We start from the raw sequence: 17,849 nt of genomic DNA, 5'->3' as shown, positions 1-17,849 counted from the left end.
GGCTTTCTGGTCGCGACGGTATGCGTACTCAGATAACGTACTTAAGTTCAGTATTTGCGGTCAAGGGCGGCCGGACGGCCCGCAGCGCGATCGCGGTGATCGCGCATAGCACCGCCGGGATCGCGAACACGAGGAAGTACACCGGGAACGGCAGGTCGAGCCTGAGCAGGAAACCGCCGATGAGCGGGCCGAGCAGCCCGCCGAGCCGGCCGATGCCCAGTGCCCAGCCGAGTCCCGTCGCCCGTGCCTCGGGACCGTAGGTCGCCATCACGAGCGTGTGCACGACATTCTGCCCACCGATGATCAGCGCGCCGGCGAGTGCGTTGAGCGTGTAGAGCGCGACCAGCGAGGTGGCGAACCCGAAAAGGGTCAGGCACACGCCGCCCGCGGCGAACGCGACCGCGAGGGCGAAGTACGGGTTGACCCGGTCGAGGACCCAGCCGATGGCGAACCCGCCGACCGTCGCGGCCGCGGCCTGTTCGATCGCGTACGAGTAGCTGCTCACCAGGGACAGCCCGTGCTTCACCAGGAGCGAGACCATCCAGAAGTCCAGCGCGTAGACGACGAACTGCAGGAAGAGGTACAGCAGGGACAGCGCGACCGTCGAGCGCCGGTACCGGCGTGTCCACAGCGTACGGAACTGGATCTTGCCGTCCTTGGGGCCGGAGAAGAAGGTTTCCGGATCCGCGTCGCGCGCGGCCGGCCAGATCGCGGGGTAAAGCCTCCGGACCGCGGCGAGCGCCCGGTCGAACATGCGCCGCGTCGCGAGGTACTGCGGCGTCTCCGGCACCAGCCACGCGATCAGCGCCGCGACGATGAGGGCCAGGTAGGACAGGTGGAACAGCGGGCGCCAGCCGAAACGCGGGACCAGTACGATGGCGGCGATCGCGGCGACCATGAACCCGAAGGTGAAGCAGCCGGCGGAGATCGCGATCATCCGGGCGCGCCGCCGCACCGGGACGTACTCGCTGAGCATGGCGATAGTGCCGGGCAGCACGCCGCCCATGCCGACGCTCGCGCAGAACCGCAGGATCGCGAACTCGGTGTAGCCGCGCGCGAACCCGGCGGTGCCCATGAACAGGGCGAACACGATGACTCCCACCACGATGGTGCGCTTGCGGCCCCACCGGTCGCCGAGCGCGCCGAGGCCGACCGCGCCGGCGAACAGGCCGATGAAGGTGTACGTGGCGAGCAGTCCGGCTTGGACGGGGGAGAAGTGCCAGCTCGCGATGAGCTTCGGCAGCGCGTAGGACAGCGCCTGCAGGTCGTAGCCGTCGAAGATCACGGCGGTGCTCGCGATCGCGGCGATGCCCAGGACGCGGCGGGGGAGCGGCGTCTCGGCGAGGCATTGGTCGTAGGTCGGTGCTGGTCGCATCCGCGCTCCTCGGGGCCCGGGAGGGAATTTACGTTACTCCAGTACTTGACTTGACAACACTAAATATGGGAGAGATGCTAAGCGCTGCCCAAACCGGTGTCAACGCCGGGTTTGGCTTCACCGCAAGGAAAACGGAGTCCTGTGTTAACGGGCTCCGTAACATTCGAGACGGCGAGGAACCACGGCGTGACGAGTCCCTACGGCGACCTCCGCGAGTACCTGGCGGAACTGGAGAAGCGGCGGCTACTGGTCCGGGTGAGCAGGCCGGTCAACAAGGACACCGAACTGGTTCCGCTGGTGCGCCTGCAGTTTCGCGGGCTGCCTGAGTCCGGCCGCGTGGCGTTCTGGTTCGACAACGTGGTCGACTCGTCGGGCCGGCGCTACGACGGTTCGGTCGTGATGGGCGCGTTCGCCGCGTCACGGGCGGTGTACGCGACGGCACTCGCCGCGGAACCGGAGGAGGTCGCGGACCGCTGGGCGGCGGCGCTGGGCGGGCCGGTGGATCCCGTGCCGGTACCGTCGGGGCCGTGCAAGGAGGTCGTCCTCACCGGACAGTCCCTTCTGGACAGCGGCGGGGTCGAAGGGTTCCCGCACCCGATCTCGACCCCGGGCTTCGATCCGGCGCCGTTCGTGACCGCGCCGTACTGGGTGACGAAGGATCCCGAAACCGGCGCGTACAACGTGGGCATCTACCGGGGCATGGTCAAGGGGCCGGACCGGATCGGGCTGCAGATGGACACGCCGACCCAGCACATCGCGATCCACCTGGAGAAGGCGCGGCGAGCGGGACGGAAGCTCGAAGCGGCGGTCGTGGTCGGGGCGGTGCCCGCGGTCGGGTTCGCGAGCGCGCAGAAGATCCCGTTCGGCGTCAGCGAGTACGCCGTCGCGGGCGGGCTGATGGGACGTCCGCTCGAGGTGGTCCGCGGTGAGACGGTCGACCTCGACGTCCCGGCGCACGCGGAGATCGTCATCGAGGGCGAGATCGATCCCGAGCACTTCGAGTCCGAGGGACCGTTCGGCGAGGCGAGCGGCTACATGGGCGCCCGGACGATGTCGCCGGTGTTGACGGTGCGGGCCATCACGCATCGCCGCTCGCCCGTCGTGCAGGCGTTCATCAGCGAGTTCCCGCCGAGCGAGTCGACGCTCATGCGGAAGATCGCCTTCGAGAACGTGTACCTGCGCTTTCTCCGGCAGTCCTGCAATATCGACGCGGTGCGGCGGGTGGTCACCTACGAAAGCGGCACCTGCAACATGTTCTTCGTGATCCAGCTGAAGGATCCACGGCCGGGGCAGGCGAGGCAGGCGCTGTACGCCGCGTCCGGGTACGAGGCCTCGATGGGCAAGACGATCATCGCGGTGGACGCCGACGTCGACCCGGAGGACCTGAACTCGGTGGTGTGGGCGATGAGCTTCGCCATGCAGCCGGCGCGTGACGTGACCGTGCTGCCCGGCAAGCTGCCACGCCTGGACCCGTCCGCGGACGGCGAGTCCTCGGCGCTGCTGATCGACGCGACCCGCAAGCGGCCGTATCCGCCGACTTCGCTGCCGGCGCGGGAATATATGGAGAACGCGCTCGGGATCTGGCGGGAGCTCGGGCTGCCCCCGCTGTCGCTGGCGAATCCCTGGTACGGCTACGAGCTGGGGGAGTGGTCCGATGAGGACCGTCGCAACGCGACGGACGCTACTTCGCCGGACTCGTAGCTGACCGTCAGCAGGGTCAGGCGGCGGGCGCTGATGGCCGCCGCGCCGACGTCGGGGAGCACCGCGGACGTCGTCTCACGCGGGGCGCGGTAGGAGATCGGGCCGGTCAGGGTGAGGTCCCGGTCCCGGCCGTCCTCGGCCGTGCGGCTGTAGCCGCGCAGGCGCCCGGTCACGTAGCTGCCGTCGTCGAGGAGGCAGCCGACGTGGATGCGCGCGCCGGGATGTCCGGTGAACAGCTGCGTCCATCCCGACGTGGAATCCTCGTGCTCGCGGGGCGACCGGGGCCTGGCCACGAGGAGCGCGAGCACGGTCGCGGCCACCAGCAGCCCGGCGCTCCACGCGGCCACCGCGCCGAGATGGTCGATACCGTAGCGGCCGGGGTCGCGCAGGAACTGCTGCACGTCGGGCGTCCACGACGGGGCGAACACCCGCACGACCACGAAAAGCCCGAGCACCACGGCATCCGCGACCACGCTGACGAACGCCAGCCGGACCGTCTGCCGGAAGGCGGAGACCTCCCGGCCCGGCGTGAGCCGTTCCCGGCGCAGCGTGTAGGCGAATCCGGGCACGAGCAGGACCACGAAGACCAGCAGCCCGACCAGCGTCGTCGGCACGGCGAAACCTCTCCGTCATGGTGCGCGTGCCGGTAGCCTAGAGGCTCGGGGGACTGACCGCGCGGCGGATCAGGCGAACAGGTCCGCCCGGCTCGCGGCCAGTTTGATCAGCCCGCCGGCGCCGAGCATCTGCAGCAGGAACGGGTCCGCGGGCGCACCGGTCCCCGTCGCACCCGTGGTCTCGTTCCGGAACTCGCCCGTCGCGATGTCCACCGTGACCTCATCACCGTCCGTGACAAGCGACGTGACGCCGTCGAGGGCGAGCGGCGGCAGGCCGATCTCGAAACAGTTCCGGTAGAACGTCCGGGCGAACGTGTCCGCCACGACACAGCCGATTCCCGTCGCCTTCAGTGCCTTCGCCGCGATCGCGCGTCCGGAGGACTGACCGAAGTGCCGCCCGGCCACCACGATGTCCCCGGGCCGCACCTGCCGCGGGAACTCGGGGTTGAGATCCTCCAGCACGTGCTTGACGATCTCCGTCATCGGCTCGAACACGTAGTGCGATTTCACGAGCCGGTCGGTCGGGATGTTGTCGCCGAACTTCCAGCAACGGCCGGTGAACCTCATGCCCGCACCTCTCCCGTGATCTGCCCGGCGATCGCCGAGGCCGCGACCGAAGCCGCCGAAGCCAGGTACATCTCGGCCTCCGGACTCCCGTTGCGGCCGGGGAAGTTCCGCGAATGCGTCGAGATCATCGCCTCGCCCGAGGCCATCGCGCCCATGTTGATCGCCTGATTCGAACCCGTGCTCGCCGGGAACCACGTCGCCCCCGCTTCGTGCAGCGGACCGACGAGCCCTTCGGCCACCGCCTCCGCGAACACTTCACGGCTCGACGGCACGATGTTGAACCGCACCGAAGGATGCACCTTCCGCCCCTGTAGCACCGAAGCCGCGACCCGGATGTCCTCCAGCCGCCCGCCGCCGTGCCCGCCGAGTTCCGCCCAGTCGATCGCCTTCCCGGCCACTTCGCCGACCGCCTTCACATTGCCCACCGTGGGCGGGCAGGCGACCTGTGGCCGCACGTCACCGACGTCGAACCGCAGCACCCGCGCCGGGTCGCCCGCCTCGGCGGACTCCGCGAACGCGCATTTCGCACCGAGATCCACGCACAGCAAGGGAAACAGCCACCGGTCCCAGAACCCGAGCTGCTTGACGTACGGTCCGGTGAACTCGATCGACGCGTAGTTCAGCTCGCCCTCGCCGATCTGCCCGACGAGCCACAGCGCGATATCCCGCGCCGACGTCTCCGGCCGCGGCGTGCCGGTCAGCTCGATCCGCACCGTATCCGGCACCTTGAACCACGCCTTCCCGTACGGCATGACGGTTCCCGCATGGGAGTCGTTGCCGAGCGCTACCGCGAGCGCGCCGGCCGTGCCGTGCACGGGGGTGTGGCTGTCCGAGCCGACCACGATCATCCCGGGTTTGACCAGCCCCCTGCGCACGAGCACGTGATGGATGTTCCCGCTGCCGCAGTCGAACAGGTGGACGCCCTGGCGGCGCGCCCAGTCGCGAGTGGACTGGAGCACCTTCGCCTGCCGCTCGGTCGGCGGTGAGAAGTGGTGGTCGAACACGATCACCACGCGGTCGGGGAAGCGGACCTTCCCGCCGACCTCCCGGTCGAACACGCCCGCGGTCAGGTACCCGGACAGGTCGTGCATGATGAGCCGGTCCACGTTGGCGATCACGATCTCCCCGGGCTCCACAGTGGACCTCCCGCTCGCGCGGGCGAGGATCCGCTCGACCGTGTTCATCGCGCCACCGCCATCATCTCCGCCGGGTCGGCGATACTGCCCTTGATCGCGGTCGCCGCGGCGGTCGCCGGGCTGCCGAGGTAGATCTTCGAATCGTAACTTCCCATGCGCCCCTGGAAGTTCCGGTTCGCGGTGGAGAACGTGACCTCCCCGTCGGCCATGGCGCCGCCGTTGCCGGCGCAGGCCCCGCAGCCGGGGTTGGTGATCATCGCGCCCGCTTCGATCAGCGTGGTCACGATGCCCTCCGCGGCGGCCTTCGCCATCACCGAGGCCGAGGCGGGCGTGACGATGAGGCGGACCCCGTCCGCGACCCGGTGCCCGGCCAGCACCTGGGCGGCGATCGCGAGGTCGTCGTACTTGGCGTTCGCGCACGAGCCGATGAACACCTGGTCCACCTTCGTCCCGGCGACTTCGCCCACCCCGACCACGTTGTCCACCGTATGCGGCACCGCGACCTGCGGGGACAGGGCCGAACCGTCGACCGTGACCGTGTTCCGGTACTCCGCGCCCGGATCGGGCAGCATGATCTCGTAATCCCGCGCGCCCACCTGCGCCAGATAGTCCACAGTGGTCTGATCGGGTGCCACGAACGCGTTCTTCGCACCCATCTCCATCGCCAGGTTGCAGAAGGTCATCCGCTCGGAGACCGACATCGAATCGGTGAACGAGCCCCCGAACTCGACCGAACAGTACGTCGCGCCGTCCGCGCCGAGGTCGCCGATCAGCCGCAGCATCACGTCCTTCGGGTACGTGCCGGGCGGCAGCTCGCCCGAGATCTCGACGCGGATCGACTGCGGCACCTTCATCCACAGTTTCCCGGTGACCCACGCCGCGGTGATCTCGCTGAAGCCCACGCCGGTGCCGAGCGCGCCGAGCGCGCCGTAGATCGTGGAATGCGAGTCGGTGCCGATGACGAGCTCGCCCGGCTTGATCAGACCGTGCTCCATCAGCACGATATGCGCTATCCCGGCGTTGACGTCGAAGAAGTGCTTCACGCCCATCTTCGCGGCGAACTCGCGGCACAGCTGGTGGTCCGCGGCCGTCTTCGCGGTCTGCGCCGGGGAGATGTGGTCCATCACCATCGCGATGCGGTCCACGTCGTACAGTCGCTCGACGCCCATCTTCTCCAGCGTGCGGATACAACGCCAGCTGGCCGTGTGGCTCATGTACAGATCGGGATAGGCGTCCACGATCTGCCCCGGCACCAGATCCTGCTCGCCCGAGGCACGTTCGAGTGCCTTCTGCGCGAACGTCTTCTCCGCGCTCATGCTGGACACCCGCACCCGGTCGGTCCTCCTCGCCGCGTTCGCAAGCTCCCGCTTGCTGCGTGCGGTGCCTTCAGTGTCATGCTTTCCTCCGCATCAGGTAGGGGATGAGCCCGCCGGCCGCCAGGATGTCCTTGATGCCCTGTGGATACGGGGCGAAGTGGAAGCTCTTCCCGGCCACCTCGACGACCCCGGCGTCGTGGTCGACCCATACGGGCGTGTCCTCGCCGACCGCGGCCACCGCCTCAGGGCATTCGACCGCGACCAGCCCGGTGTTGATCGCGTTGCGGAAGAACACTCGCGAGAACGAGGCCGCCACGACGGCCTTGATCCCCGCGCCGATCAGGCAGCTCGCCGCCTGCTCGCGAGCGCTGCCGCAGCCGAAGTTGCGTCCGGCGACCACGACGTCACTGCGCCGCAGATGCGCCTGGACCCCGGGGCCGAGCGGTTCGAACGCGTGGGTGCCCAGCTCCGCCGGATCGATGCTGACCAGGTACCGGCCGGGAATGATCACGTCGGTGTTCACGTCGTCGCCGAACACGATCGGCGCGCCACCGGTCCTCGTTTCCGTCACGGGCTCGTCTCCTCCAGGAACCAGTCGGTGGGCACGACATGCCCCAGCTCGCGCTCCTCCGCCAGCTTGAGCGCGCGGGCGCAGACGGCCGCGAACTGGATGCCCATCCCGGTGTTGTTCGCGAAGATCGTCACGTCGTCGTGCCGCGCGCGGGCGGGCGAGTCATCCAGCAGGATGTCGCCCAGTTCCTTGATGTCCTCCCAGTTCATCCGGCCGCGTTCGACCGGGCCGAGGATGTCGAACTGCTTGTCGTGGTGGACCTGCTCGCGCGAGAGCACCACGATCCGGTCGGCCCGGTCGAAGGTCGCGTCGTCGAGTTCGCGCCGGGTCGCCGTGCCGTCGGGGGAGGTGATCGCCGTGACGTGGGTGCCGGGTTCGAGCCACGCGCCCTCGAAGCACGGGTCCATCGCGGCGGTCGCGCACGTGACGATGCCGCAGCCTTCGACGGCTCCGGCGGGGCTTTCCGCCGCGACGATCTTCCGCCCGGTGCGCTCGCTCCAGGTCTTCGCGAACTTCGTGCGATGTTCGGGCGTGGGACTGTAGACCCGGACCTCCTCGATGCCGGGCCGGACCATCAGCAGGCACTCCAGATGTGCCTCGGCCTGCCAGCCCGAGCCGAACATCCCGGCGACCCGGACGTCCTCATTGGACAGCTCGCGGATTCCCAGCGCGGAGGTCGCGCCCACGCGCATCTTCTGGATGAAGCTGTCGTGCAGGATGGCCAGGGGCTCCAGGGTTTCCATGCTGTAGAGCGTGACCAGCCCGACGTACCGCCCGCCAGGCGCGGCGGGGATCAGGCGGCGGCGCTTCACCCCGCTGGGCAGGGTCTCCACCCCCGCGATGTCGGAGGTGATGCGCAGCGCCCACACTCCACTCGAGACGTTCCCGCCCTCCTGGGACTTGAAGCGGAAGCGGAACCCGGGATGCCGCGGATCCTCGACCGGGAAGTAGGTGTGGTTGCGGGGGCGGTTGGCGCCGAGGCCCGAGGAAAGCTCGCGGTACGCGGTTTCCAGCGCATCGATGGTCTCATCGGGGGTGAGCACCTTCTCGATGTCCGCATTGGACAGGATCCTCATGCGGTGAGGACCTCCTTTCCGGATTCGGTGACGAGCACGGTTTCGGCCGCCACGGCCTCACCGCGTTCGACGGCGACCACGACGACCTCACCGGCGTTCAGCACGCGGTCGGCCGGCTGGTCGGCGTACTCGCCGTCGGTGGACAGATCCGCGTGGTGCACGATGCGGGCGCCGGGGACGGAACCGGCCTTCACCCCGGCGCGGACGGCATCGACCGCGTCCCGCAACTGCGGCGAAAGTGCGCTGTCCCTGGCCACGCGCAGCCAGCTGTTCCGGTACTGGCCGGTGATCTCGACGGACGAGTCCGAGGCCCGGATCAGCACGTCGGTGAACCCGCCCGAGCGCACGATCTTCTCGGCGGCGGAAATCTTGTCCTGGCGCGGCAGAGCACCGGTCGCGGCCGCGGCTTCGGCGAGCACGGCACCCGCCTGCCGCAGCAGAGCCCTTTCGGCGTCGGACGGCCGGAGCCGGAACTGCCGGACGAGCCCTTCGAGCGGGCGCACCTGCCAGCCGGAGGCCGCCTCGGTCACCTCGTCGATCAGCGCGGCCGGCCACAGGCTCGCGTCGACGAGACCGAGCGTGCCGGGCTCGCGGCCGTCGAGGAAGGCGGTGACCAGCGCACCGAAAGCCTTGCCACTGCGCAGATCCGTCAGCGTGGACGTGCGGCGCATCCAGGGGTGCACCCGGGGCGAGAGCTTGGTGAGGAACGCCGGCTCGTCATCGGCCGGGATCGCCAGGATGCCTTCGTTCCAGTAGATGCACAGGTTGGTCAGGTACGCGATGTCGTCGGAGCGGTACACGTCGCCGTAGACGAGCGCCACGTCCGCGCCGAGTTGCCAGCGGACCCGCTCGATACGCTGCCGCCACTCGGTTTCCGGGATCTCCGCGGGGTCGCGGACGACCAGACCTCGCTTCATCAGGCGTTCACCTCGCTGGTTTGGAAGAGCTTGCGCTCGGTCTCGAGCAGGACCTCGTACCCGTCGGCGGTCACCCGCACCGGGTCGCCGAGCACGTGATAACCCGCGATGGGCGTGTAGGTGTTGGGATGGATGATGAACACCGCGTTCTCCGGCAGCACCGTGTGGTTGCCCTCGATGATCGGCGTCTCGTCGAGGTGCAGCCCGTGCCCGTGCCCGCGCACGCGGGTGTACTGGCTGGTGCAGTACTCGCCGTAGCCCTGGCGGCGGAACACGTCGTTCTGCGCCACCGCGATCTCGTGCGCGGTCACGCCCGGTTTCACCACCGCCATACCGGCCTCGACCGCCTCGTTGAACAGGTCGAACGAGCGTTTCTGCGCGTCGCTGGCCTTGCCGACCACCGCCGAGCGGCAGATCTGCAGCCAGTAGCCGTCCATCTGCGGGGTCAGTTCGGTGCGGACCATGTCGCCGTCCTCGAGCAGCCGGGCCGACGGCGGGGTCATCCCGCGCACCTCGTCCTTTCCGGACGCGATCAGCATGAAGTTGTCCTCCGCGCCGAGCCGTTTGATCTCCGCCTCCACGGCGGCGACGATCCGGTACTCGGGCAGGCCGGGTTCGAGCGCCTCCACGAAGGCTCGCCAGCCCGCGGCGCACACCTTCGCACTGCGCCGCATCCGGGCGAGCTCCCACTCGCTTTTGACCATGCGCGCGGCGTCCAGCAGCGCGGTCGCGGACACGATCTCGGCGGTCGGCAAGGCTTCCTCGACGAGGTTCAGCAACCTCGACGGCACCAGTTCGTAGTGCGCGATGCCCACCCGCGTGGCCCGGGTGTCGCCCAGCCTGGTGCGGAACTCGGCCGGGTCCAGGAAATGCGCGTCGGTGACCCAGCCGCGGGCGGCGATCTCCGGAGCATCCTGTGGCCGGGTCGAGTACGCGCTCAGGTCGCCCTTCGCCGGTAGCGCGACGAAGGCCGCGCTGCCCGTGACCCGCGCGTCGCTCAGGTAGCGCACGTTTTCGCGGCGCCAGCCCGGTCCGAACGCGAGCAGCAGGTCGAGTCCCGCCTCGGCCATGTGAGCGCGGACCTTGCGGTAGCGCAGGTCGCGCTCTGCCAGATCAGTCATTCGTCCTCGATTCCACGGTGGCGGTGACAAGGTGTCCGGAGTCCGGAGTGGACAGTTCGGCGGCGATCTGCTCGACCGTCTTCCCGCGCGTCTCCAGCGTCGCGATCGTCCCGGCGACCGCGGCGATCACCGAGATGACGGCGAAGAACACGAAGAAGACATACGAGGACAGGTGCCAGGACAGTACGAACCCGACGGTCACCGGCATGAGCAGGCCGCCCACCTTCTGCCAGGCCGCCGCCCAGCCGAGCCCGGTCGCCCGGTTGGCCGTCGGGTAGAGCTCACTGGCGTAGACGAACAGGGTGCTGCCCGCGATCCCGCTGCCGAAGAAGGTCGCGAGCGCGCCGGTCACGACGACCGCCGCGGTCCCGGACACGCCTCCCCACAGCAGGCACAGCAGGCCGCTGGCCAGGAAGGCCGGTGCCAGGGCCACGCGGCGCCCGACCCGGTTGACCAGTTGCCCGGCGACCACCGCCCCGGCGACGCCGGACGCCGTGATGATGCCGGTGTAGCCGAAGCTGGACAGCAGCCCGATCCCGCGCGACTTCAGCACGGTCGGCAGCCAGGTGGACAGTCCGTAGAGGAACGCGCCGGCGCAGACCTCCATCACCCAGACGGCGATCGTGTAGCGCCGGTACCTGCCACGGACGAGGTCGCGTACCGATCCGCCGGCGCCGCCGTGTGCCGCCGGCATCGTGGCGCCCGCGGCGGGGCGCCCGGTGAGCTGCTCGACGATCCCGGTCGCCTTGCGGTGCCGGCCCTTTCGTGCCAGGTACCGGACGGACTCCGGCAGGGTCAGCGCGACCAGGAGCGCGATCAGCACGGGCAGCGCGCCGACGTAGAACAGGGCGCGCCAGCCGAGTGACGGCACGATCGCGATCGCGACCCCGGAGGCCACCGGCAGGCCGATGAGCCAGGCCGCGGTCGCGAGCGTGATCAGGGGCCCGCGTTGCCGGCTGGGCACGAATTCGGCGATATACGGCAGGACTATCGCGATCTCCGCGCCGAGCCCGACGCCCTGCAGGGCACGGGCGGTGACCAGCACGGGGTAGCTCCAGGCGGCCGCCGCCAGCAGCGAGAACCCGCCGAAGACGAGGATCGAGGCGGCGAGCGGGTACCGCCGGCCGAACCGGTCGGAAACGATCCCGGCCGCCGCCGCGCCGACGAGCATGCCCGCGAACAGCGCGGAGCTCAGTGCCCCGGCCTCGCCGCTGGTGATCGCGAACGTCGCGATGACCCCGGGCAGCGCGAACCCGGTGAGGTTGATGGTGAATCCGTCGAAGAAATGTCCCGCGAGCGCGGTCAGGTAGATCCGGGCGTGCCGCGGGGTGAAGGGGGAGTGGTCCAGACGGTGTAGCAGGTGCCCGTCCGTCCCGGTTGTACCAGCCATCGGTGGTGACACCTCTCTGTGCACGACCACCCCTCGGCCGTCATTGCTCGAGCCGGCTCTCCATTTCGGTGTAGAGCCGGCGCGTGACGGCGAGGAGATCGTTCCTGATCTGCTCGTCCAGCCCGGAAGTGAGCTCCGTGCCGAACTTCTCCAAGGCCAGGCGCCCGGCCTCATGGGCCTCGCGCCCGGCCGCGGTCAGCGCCAGCACCATCGTGCGGCGGTCCGCGGCCTCGGTCTCGCGGGTCAGCAGTCCCTGCCTGACCAGCTTGTTGACGCTCTCGGACATCGTGGGCGGGTTCCGGTGCGCGAGGCGGCACAACGCCATCAGCGAGGTGTACCCGGCATCGACCCTGGACAGGATCCGGTACTGGCGGATCGTCAACGGGACCTCGAGCCCGGCCAGGGTCTCCGTCTCCAGGCGGGCGAGCCGGCCCGCGAACGACAGCATCATCTCCCCCAGAGGGTGCGCGGCGGGCGTACTCGGCGCCGCCGGACGTTCTCGTCTACTCACTTCGCTCACCAGAACTTTCGGTGCCCGAAACATTGACGAGGCGACAGTACCGCTGCCGCCACGTCTGGAGCAAGAGAGACATTTGACCCGGCGGTTCCTTGCCGCACCGCGGTTTCCTCTCGCGAACGTCGGCGACTGTGGCCCGTTGCACATCCGGGGAGGAGTGTCGTACGGTTCGGGAAAGCGATTTCCGAGATGACAGCGAAGTCGTCGTCGCGGGTTCACAGGAAGGTTCAGCCCAGTGGCTCGTCGAGGTCGTGCCCTGATCCTCGCCGTCGTGGCCGTGCTCGCGGCGGCGCCGTTTTCCAGCACATCTACCACGATTTCGCCGCGACGCATCCGGATCTGGTCAGCGACATCCGGTGCGAGACGGCGTCCTCGCCGGACATGCTGGGCAAGCTGCGGGCGCAGGAGCTGAGCAAGCACGTCGGGACTTCGCTGATCCTCGGCGGCACGGATATCGTCGGCGCGCTGCAGCAGCAGAAGCTGCTCACCCCCCTGCTGCCGGAACACCAGGATCTGCTGCCGGAGCACGATCCGGCGTACGGCGTGTCGAGTCACTTGCTCACCACGTTCGAGATCGGGCTGAGCGTCATCGCGATCTCGAACGCCGCGGGCGTCCCGGCCGCGTATGTGCTGGCGCGGCGGAGCTTCCCCGGCAAATCGCTCATCATGGTGCTGCTCGCGCTGCCGATCCTGCTGCCGCCGCTGACGTACGCGACCCAGCTGTCCTCGCTGATCTACACGATCGGTCTCGGCAGCACGCTGCCCGGCGTGATCCTGTCGAACCTCGTGCGCCCGGACGTCGAGCAGGCCGCGCGCATGTGCGGGGCGAACACGTGGCAGCTGTTCCGCCGGATCATCGGCCCGCTGCTGTTGCCCGGCGCGCTCGCGGCGGGCATCCTGACCCTGGTGCGGGTCTTCGGCGCGTTCGAGCTGACGTTCTTCGTCTCGGGCCCGCGGAGCGAATCGCTGATCGTCGCGGTGTTCGGCGCCGCGCCGAACCCGGCGGGTTCGACGCCACCGCTCGTGGCGGCGATGGCCGTGTGCTACATGGCCGCGTCGCTGGTGGTGTTCGCGGTGGCACTGTCCTTTGTGAATCCGACGCAGATCGTTTCGCGCGAGAGGAAGTCATGAATCCGTTGCTGCCCGGTGGACTCGGGCTGTCCCGGCTGCGCGTGTACCCGTGGGAAACCGAGGACGGACTGCCCGGCGGCTCGCCGCATATGCACCTGACCGGTACCGAATGCTATGCGGTGCAGAGTGGCACGGGACGGCTGCACACGCTGACGGCCGAGGGGCTGCGGAAGGTCCCGCTCGCGGCGGGCGACGCGGTGTGGTTCACCCCGGGCACGATCCACCGCGCGGTCAATACCGGTGATCTGCGCGTGCAGATCGTGATGCAGAACGACGGCCTGCCCGAGGCGGGTGACGCGGTGATGACGTTCCCACCCGAGTACCTGGAAAGCCCGGATGCCTACGCGTCGGCCCTTTCCCTGGGCGAGGGCGATCCCGCCGAACGCGCGCGGCGGCGCCGGGATCTCGCGATCACCGGGTTCGGTGAGCTGGTCGCCGGTGGCACCGAGGCTCTGGAGCGGTTCTACGCGGCGGCGGTGGCGCTGGTGGCCGGGCGGCTGGACGAGTGGGAGAAGGCCTGGCGGGACAAGGCACTCGCGGCCGCGGAACGGACCGGCGCGCAGATCGACGCGTTGCGCCGCGGTGACGGGAGTCATCTGCGCGAAGCAACGGTGGCGCGGCTGGCGGCTCCGGCGGAGAGCGCGTTCGGCATGTGCGGGTATCTCGCGCCCTATCCGCGTGAGCGCGCCGTTACCCCACCTCCCGCGACTTGACCGGCGACGGCTGGCAGGATCGGGTCCATGTCGCAGGAGCAGGCCGAGTCCGGCCGGCGGGCACGTCCCGCACGGTCCAAGTCCTCCGTGACGCTGCTCGACGTGGCGCGCGAAGCCGGTGTTTCACTCGCGACGGCTTCACGGGTGGTCAACGGAAGCGTGAGCCGCCGCCCCGCGCCCGAGCTGATCGAAAAGGTCACGGAGGCGGCGGTGCGGCTCGGTTACAGCGCGAACGCCTCGGCGCAGGCCATCGCGCGCGGGGTCAATTCGGTGGTGGGGCTCATCGTCTCCGACATCGCGGACCCGTACTTCTCCTCGATCGCGGCCGGGGTGACCGCCGAGGCCGAGGAGCAGGGCCTGCTGGTGACGCTGGCGAGCACGAAGGGCAGGCCGAACCGCGAGGTCGACTATCTCAGCGCACTGCGCAGGCAGCGGCCGATGGCGATCCTGCTGGTCGGCAGCCGCCGCGCCGATCCGGCCGCCGAGCAGCGGCTGAGCCAGGAACTGCGCGCGTTCCGCGAGGACGGCGGCCGTGCCGCCGCGGTCAGCCAGCCGACGCTGGGCATCGACACCGTCGCGGTGCGCAACGCCGAGGGCGCGGCCGATCTCGCGCGGGCGCTGGTGGCGCAGGGGCACACTTCGTTCGGCGTGCTCAGCGGGCCGGCGGACCTGCAGACCGCGGCCGACCGGGTGGCCGGTTTCCGCGGCGGGCTGCGCGCGGCGGGTGCCCGGCTGGCGGCGAAGAACCTCCAGCACGGCGGGTTCACCCGGGACGGCGGGAAGCAGGCGGCACGCGAACTGCTCACCCGCTCGCCGGACATCGGCTGCCTGTTCGCGGTCAACGACGTCATGGGGATCGGCGCCATGTCGGCGGCGCGCGAGCTCGGCTACCGCGTCCCGGAGGACCTGGCGATCGCCGGGTTCGACGACATCCCGTCCGCGGCGGACACGTTCCCCCCGCTCACCACGGTCCGGCTCGATCTGGAGGCGGTTGGCCGCGATGCCATGCGGTTCGTCCTGGAACAGCCCGGCGCGGGCACCCCGCGCGTCAAGTACGTGACCGGCGACGTCGTCCTGCGCCCCAGCACCACCCGCTAACCCAGCCCCCAGCCCCCAAGACCCCACCTTCGCCCGAGCCGAGATCTACGTTCCAGACAACGAGTTCGACGGTGGGGACGCTGAGTTCGACGTTGGGGACGCCGAGTTCGACGGTGGGGACGCTGAGTTCGACGTTGAGGACCGCGAGATCTACGTTCCAGACTCCGGGTTCGACGTTCACGGTCATCCCAAGCGAACCCGGACAGACCCTTGCTCCGGGCGAGGTCGCCGCCCTACGATCGGAAAAGCGCTTTCCGCACTTTCGACGCCGGGAGCTGTCACGGTGAACGCCGTGACGATCCCGGGTGCCCGGCGGCACCCGGCGGCTCACCCTGCACGAGCCGTCGGAGTGGCCGAAACCCGTCGGTCCGGCGACGAGCCGGGTGGCCTACGCCGCCGCCCATGTCGTCGTGGATCCGTGTGGTGACAACGGGTTCGGCGCGCCGACGGCTCTCGACTGGGAGTCCACTTTGGCCTTCCGGCGGCACCTGTTCGCCTACGGCCTCGGCGTTGCCGAGGCGATGGACACTGCACAGCGCAACATGGGCCTGGACTGGCCCGCGACGCGGGAGTTGATCCGCCGCAGCGCCCGGCAGGCGCGCGAGCTGGACGCCCGGATCTGCGCCGGGGCGGGCACCGACCACCTGCCCGCCGAGGTCGGCTCCCTCGACGAAGTCGTCGCGGGGTACGAGGAACAGCTCGCGGTCGTCGAGGACGCCGGGGCGCCCGGTGCTGATGGCGAGCCGTCAGCTGGCACGGATCGCCCGCACGCCCGAGGATTACCTGACGGTGTACGGCAGGCTGCTCCGCCAAGTTCGGGGGCCGGTGATCCTGCATTGGCTGGGCGAGATGTTCGACCCGCAGCTCGCCGGGTACTGGGGTTCGGCCGACCGTCCACAAGCGACGGCGACCGTACTGGCGCTGGTTCGCCAGTACGCGGCCGTGATCGACGGGATCAAGACCTCGCTGCTCGACATCGGGCACGAGGTCGGCCTGCGGCGCACGCTGTCGCCCGGCGTCCGTGCGGGTGCTCGACGGTGCGTGGGTGCTCGGCTTCGGGAGCGAACTGACCAATATGGACTCCCGGCCCGTGGTGCTCGGCAGCCGGGCGACGAAGGGCCGTCCGGCCGCGGGTTACGGCGGCCTGTTCTGGCGCGGGCCGCGGTCGTTCACCGGCAGCGCCCAGGTCGTCGTGCCCGGCGGGATCGGAGGCGACGAGCTGATGGGCGAGGAGGGGCCGTGGATGGCGATGCGTGGCCGCCACGACGGGAGCGACCGCGGCAGCACGCTTGTGTTCGCCGACGCGCGGGCCGATCCGCGGCTGCCCACCCGCTGGTCCGTCCGCGTGAACCCCTACGCGTGCCTGGGCACCGCCCCGTTCTTCGACACCGAGTACACGTCCGAGCCGGGGGACACCGTCCGGCTGCGTTACCAGGTGGCCGTCGCGAACGGCCTACTCGATCCCGGCGAGTGCGAGGCGCTCGCCGGGAAAGCGTTTCCCGAGGTTGACGAGGAGGAGGGACAGCCGTGACCGCAGGACTGGAGCTGGGCCGCGTCGCCGGCCCCGGCGGACAGGAGCCGGCCGAGCCGGGCCTGAGCCTGGTGCACGAGCAGAACAAGGCGCTCACCGTGCGCTGGCACGACGTTGATCTGTTCCGGTACGTGTACCGGCCGTGGGAACCGCAGCTGGAGGCTCCGAAGCCGTACTTCCACCCGCTGCGCACGCTCAGCGGCGATCTGGTGAGCCTGTACCGGCCGCACGATCATGTGTGGCACAAGGGGATCTCGTGGTCGCTGTGCCACGTCGGCACGGAGAACTTCTGGGGCGGGCCGACCTACGTGCGTGGCGAAGGCTACCGCCAGCTCGACAACGACGGCACCCAGAAGCACACCGGCTTCTCGCGGCTGGACTCCGGCACCGATCAGGTCGAGGTCACCGAGGAGCTGGAGTGGGTCGCGCAGGCCGGGCAGCTGATGTTCACCGAGGTGCGGCGGTTCTCGGTCAAGGCACATCCGGACCTGGGCGCGTGGCAGCTGGCATACTCCTCGGAAATGCGCAACACCACCCGTGACACGGTCGCCTTCGGCAGCCCGACGACGAACGGCCGGGAGGCCGCCGGGTACAGCGGCCTGTTCTGGCGCGGCCCGCGCTCCTTCTCCGGCGGCTTCGTGGTGACCCCGGACGGCACCGGCGGGGACGAGATGATGGGGTGCACCGCGCCGTGGCTCGGGTTCGTCGGCAGGCATGACGGGGCGGGCGTCGGGTCCACCGTGGTGTTCAGCGACCACCCGTCGAACTACTGCTACCCGACGAAGTGGTTCGTCCGCGCGGGCATGTACGCGGTGGTCTGCCCGGCGCCCTTCTACGACACCGAACGCGAAATGCCCCCCGGCGAAACCCTGTCGCTGCGCTACGACGTGCTGATCGCCGACGACGTGCGCGACGTCGCGGGATGCGGCCGGCAGGCCGACCGGGCGGCCGCCACCGATCTGCTCGCGCCCTGAGTATCCACTGTGGACTTCGGGCTGGCCCGGCGCATGTCCGGTTTGGGTGGGCCCGCTCCACATCGCGGAAAGGTATTGACCAACTCTGGACAGAGCCCGTT

At 69.8% G+C, this 17,849-nt stretch carries 17 protein-coding genes and 1 pseudogene; 7 read left to right on the top strand and 11 right to left on the bottom strand.

The features are described from left to right. Positions 1–28 precede the first annotated feature (28 nt). Entirely contained in the window at positions 29–1,375 is a 1,347-nt protein-coding gene (locus FG385_RS12190; protein WP_139096794.1) for an MFS transporter, read from the bottom strand. 186 nt (positions 1,376–1,561) lie between these two features. On the opposite strand from FG385_RS12190, the gene FG385_RS12185 reads away from it, so the two are divergent. Continuing rightward, on the top strand, positions 1,562–3,076 hold the full coding sequence (locus tag FG385_RS12185) for a UbiD family decarboxylase (RefSeq protein ID WP_160148778.1): 1,515 nt from the start codon (positions 1,562–1,564) through the stop codon (positions 3,074–3,076). Here FG385_RS12185 and FG385_RS12180 read toward each other — a convergent pair. The 10 genes from FG385_RS12180 to FG385_RS33885 form a co-directional block, all read right to left on the bottom strand. Continuing rightward, a complete protein-coding gene (locus tag FG385_RS12180) occupies positions 3,007–3,690 on the bottom strand; it encodes a DUF6338 family protein (protein WP_139096792.1) in 684 nt (227 codons plus the stop codon). The genes FG385_RS12185 and FG385_RS12180 overlap by 70 nt on opposite strands. 69 nt (positions 3,691–3,759) lie before the next feature. After that, positions 3,760–4,257, bottom strand: a complete 498-nt coding sequence (locus tag FG385_RS12175) for a LeuD/DmdB family oxidoreductase small subunit (protein WP_139096791.1) — start codon at positions 4,255–4,257, stop codon at positions 3,760–3,762. Continuing rightward, positions 4,254–5,441, bottom strand: coding sequence for an aconitase family protein (locus FG385_RS12170; protein WP_139096790.1), 1,188 nt, complete (start codon positions 5,439–5,441; stop codon positions 4,254–4,256). The genes FG385_RS12175 and FG385_RS12170 overlap by 4 nt, the downstream gene beginning before the upstream one ends. Continuing rightward, the gene (locus FG385_RS12165) at positions 5,438–6,709 is read right to left on the bottom strand and encodes a 3-isopropylmalate dehydratase large subunit (protein WP_139096789.1); all 1,272 of its coding nucleotides are present in this window, start codon (positions 6,707–6,709) and stop codon (positions 5,438–5,440) included. The genes FG385_RS12170 and FG385_RS12165 overlap by 4 nt, the downstream gene beginning before the upstream one ends. 76 nt (positions 6,710–6,785) lie before the next feature. Beyond that, complete coding sequence (locus FG385_RS12160) at positions 6,786–7,280, bottom strand: LeuD/DmdB family oxidoreductase small subunit (protein WP_139096788.1); 495 nt, start codon at positions 7,278–7,280, stop codon at positions 6,786–6,788. Then, positions 7,277–8,356 carry an ornithine cyclodeaminase family protein gene (locus tag FG385_RS12155; RefSeq protein ID WP_139096787.1) on the bottom strand — a complete coding sequence of 360 codons (1,080 nt, stop codon included), beginning with the start codon at positions 8,354–8,356 and terminating at the stop codon, positions 7,277–7,279. The genes FG385_RS12160 and FG385_RS12155 overlap by 4 nt, the downstream gene beginning before the upstream one ends. After that, complete coding sequence (locus FG385_RS12150) at positions 8,353–9,273, bottom strand: hypothetical protein (protein WP_139096786.1); 921 nt, start codon at positions 9,271–9,273, stop codon at positions 8,353–8,355. The genes FG385_RS12155 and FG385_RS12150 overlap by 4 nt, the downstream gene beginning before the upstream one ends. After that, positions 9,273–10,394: a M24 family metallopeptidase gene (locus tag FG385_RS12145; RefSeq protein ID WP_139096785.1), complete on the bottom strand. Its 1,122-nt coding sequence runs from the start codon at positions 10,392–10,394 to the stop codon at positions 9,273–9,275. The genes FG385_RS12150 and FG385_RS12145 overlap by 1 nt, the downstream gene beginning before the upstream one ends. Next, on the bottom strand, positions 10,387–11,784 hold the full coding sequence (locus FG385_RS12140; RefSeq protein WP_160148777.1) for an MFS transporter: 1,398 nt from the start codon (positions 11,782–11,784) through the stop codon (positions 10,387–10,389). The genes FG385_RS12145 and FG385_RS12140 overlap by 8 nt, the downstream gene beginning before the upstream one ends. A 40-nt stretch (positions 11,785–11,824) precedes the next feature. Continuing rightward, positions 11,825–12,295: a MarR family winged helix-turn-helix transcriptional regulator gene (locus FG385_RS33885; protein ID WP_160148776.1), complete on the bottom strand. Its 471-nt coding sequence runs from the start codon at positions 12,293–12,295 to the stop codon at positions 11,825–11,827. A gap of 195 nt (positions 12,296–12,490) precedes the next feature. Here FG385_RS33885 and FG385_RS12130 point away from each other — a divergent pair, with 195 nt between their 5' ends. The 6 genes and pseudogenes from FG385_RS12130 (at position 12,491) to FG385_RS12110 (ending at position 17,748) form a co-directional block, all read left to right on the top strand. Further along, positions 12,491–13,432 (top strand): ABC transporter permease, encoded by a 942-nt coding sequence (locus tag FG385_RS12130; RefSeq protein ID WP_160148775.1) that lies wholly within the window; start codon positions 12,491–12,493, stop codon positions 13,430–13,432. Further along, a complete protein-coding gene (locus FG385_RS12125) occupies positions 13,429–14,145 on the top strand; it encodes a cupin domain-containing protein (protein ID WP_139096781.1) in 717 nt (238 codons plus the stop codon). Before FG385_RS12130 ends, FG385_RS12125 begins: the two co-directional genes overlap by 4 nt. A gap of 27 nt (positions 14,146–14,172) precedes the next feature. Then, positions 14,173–15,243, top strand: a complete 1,071-nt coding sequence (locus FG385_RS12120) for a LacI family DNA-binding transcriptional regulator (RefSeq protein WP_139096780.1) — start codon at positions 14,173–14,175, stop codon at positions 15,241–15,243. A gap of 305 nt (positions 15,244–15,548) precedes the next feature. Further along, positions 15,549–16,254, top strand: a pseudogene (locus FG385_RS35595) (DUF993 family protein); the annotation flags it as partial. A 34-nt stretch (positions 16,255–16,288) separates the two neighbouring features. Continuing rightward, positions 16,289–16,774: a DUF6807 family protein gene (locus FG385_RS34800; protein WP_235022530.1), complete on the top strand. Its 486-nt coding sequence runs from the start codon at positions 16,289–16,291 to the stop codon at positions 16,772–16,774. Then, complete coding sequence (locus FG385_RS12110; protein WP_139096779.1) at positions 16,771–17,748, top strand: DUF6807 domain-containing protein; 978 nt, start codon at positions 16,771–16,773, stop codon at positions 17,746–17,748. Before FG385_RS34800 ends, FG385_RS12110 begins: the two co-directional genes overlap by 4 nt. The last annotated feature ends 101 nt before the right edge of the window (positions 17,749–17,849 follow it).

It is taken from the genome of Amycolatopsis alkalitolerans, assembly GCF_006152065.1.
GTDB lineage: Bacteria > Actinomycetota > Actinomycetes > Mycobacteriales > Pseudonocardiaceae > Amycolatopsis_E > Amycolatopsis_E alkalitolerans.
This window is presented reverse-complemented; position numbering and strand designations above follow the sequence as displayed.

Coding starts and splice junctions, on each gene's coding strand:
- FG385_RS12190 (WP_139096794.1), bottom strand. CDS start 1,375: ATGCGACCAGCACCGACCTACGACCAATGCCTCGCCGAGACGCCGCTC.
- FG385_RS12175 (WP_139096791.1), bottom strand. CDS start 4,257: ATGAGGTTCACCGGCCGTTGCTGGAAGTTCGGCGACAACATCCCGACC.
- FG385_RS12170 (WP_139096790.1), bottom strand. CDS start 5,441: ATGAACACGGTCGAGCGGATCCTCGCCCGCGCGAGCGGGAGGTCCACT.
- FG385_RS12165 (WP_139096789.1), bottom strand. CDS start 6,709: ATGAGCGCGGAGAAGACGTTCGCGCAGAAGGCACTCGAACGTGCCTCG.
- FG385_RS12155 (WP_139096787.1), bottom strand. CDS start 8,356: ATGAGGATCCTGTCCAATGCGGACATCGAGAAGGTGCTCACCCCCGAT.
- FG385_RS12150 (WP_139096786.1), bottom strand. CDS start 9,273: ATGAAGCGAGGTCTGGTCGTCCGCGACCCCGCGGAGATCCCGGAAACC.
- FG385_RS12145 (WP_139096785.1), bottom strand. CDS start 10,394: ATGACTGATCTGGCAGAGCGCGACCTGCGCTACCGCAAGGTCCGCGCT.
- FG385_RS12140 (WP_160148777.1), bottom strand. CDS start 11,784: ATGGCTGGTACAACCGGGACGGACGGGCACCTGCTACACCGTCTGGAC.
- FG385_RS12130 (WP_160148775.1), top strand. CDS start 12,491: ATGACAGCGAAGTCGTCGTCGCGGGTTCACAGGAAGGTTCAGCCCAGT.
- FG385_RS12125 (WP_139096781.1), top strand. CDS start 13,429: ATGAATCCGTTGCTGCCCGGTGGACTCGGGCTGTCCCGGCTGCGCGTG.
- FG385_RS12120 (WP_139096780.1), top strand. CDS start 14,173: ATGTCGCAGGAGCAGGCCGAGTCCGGCCGGCGGGCACGTCCCGCACGG.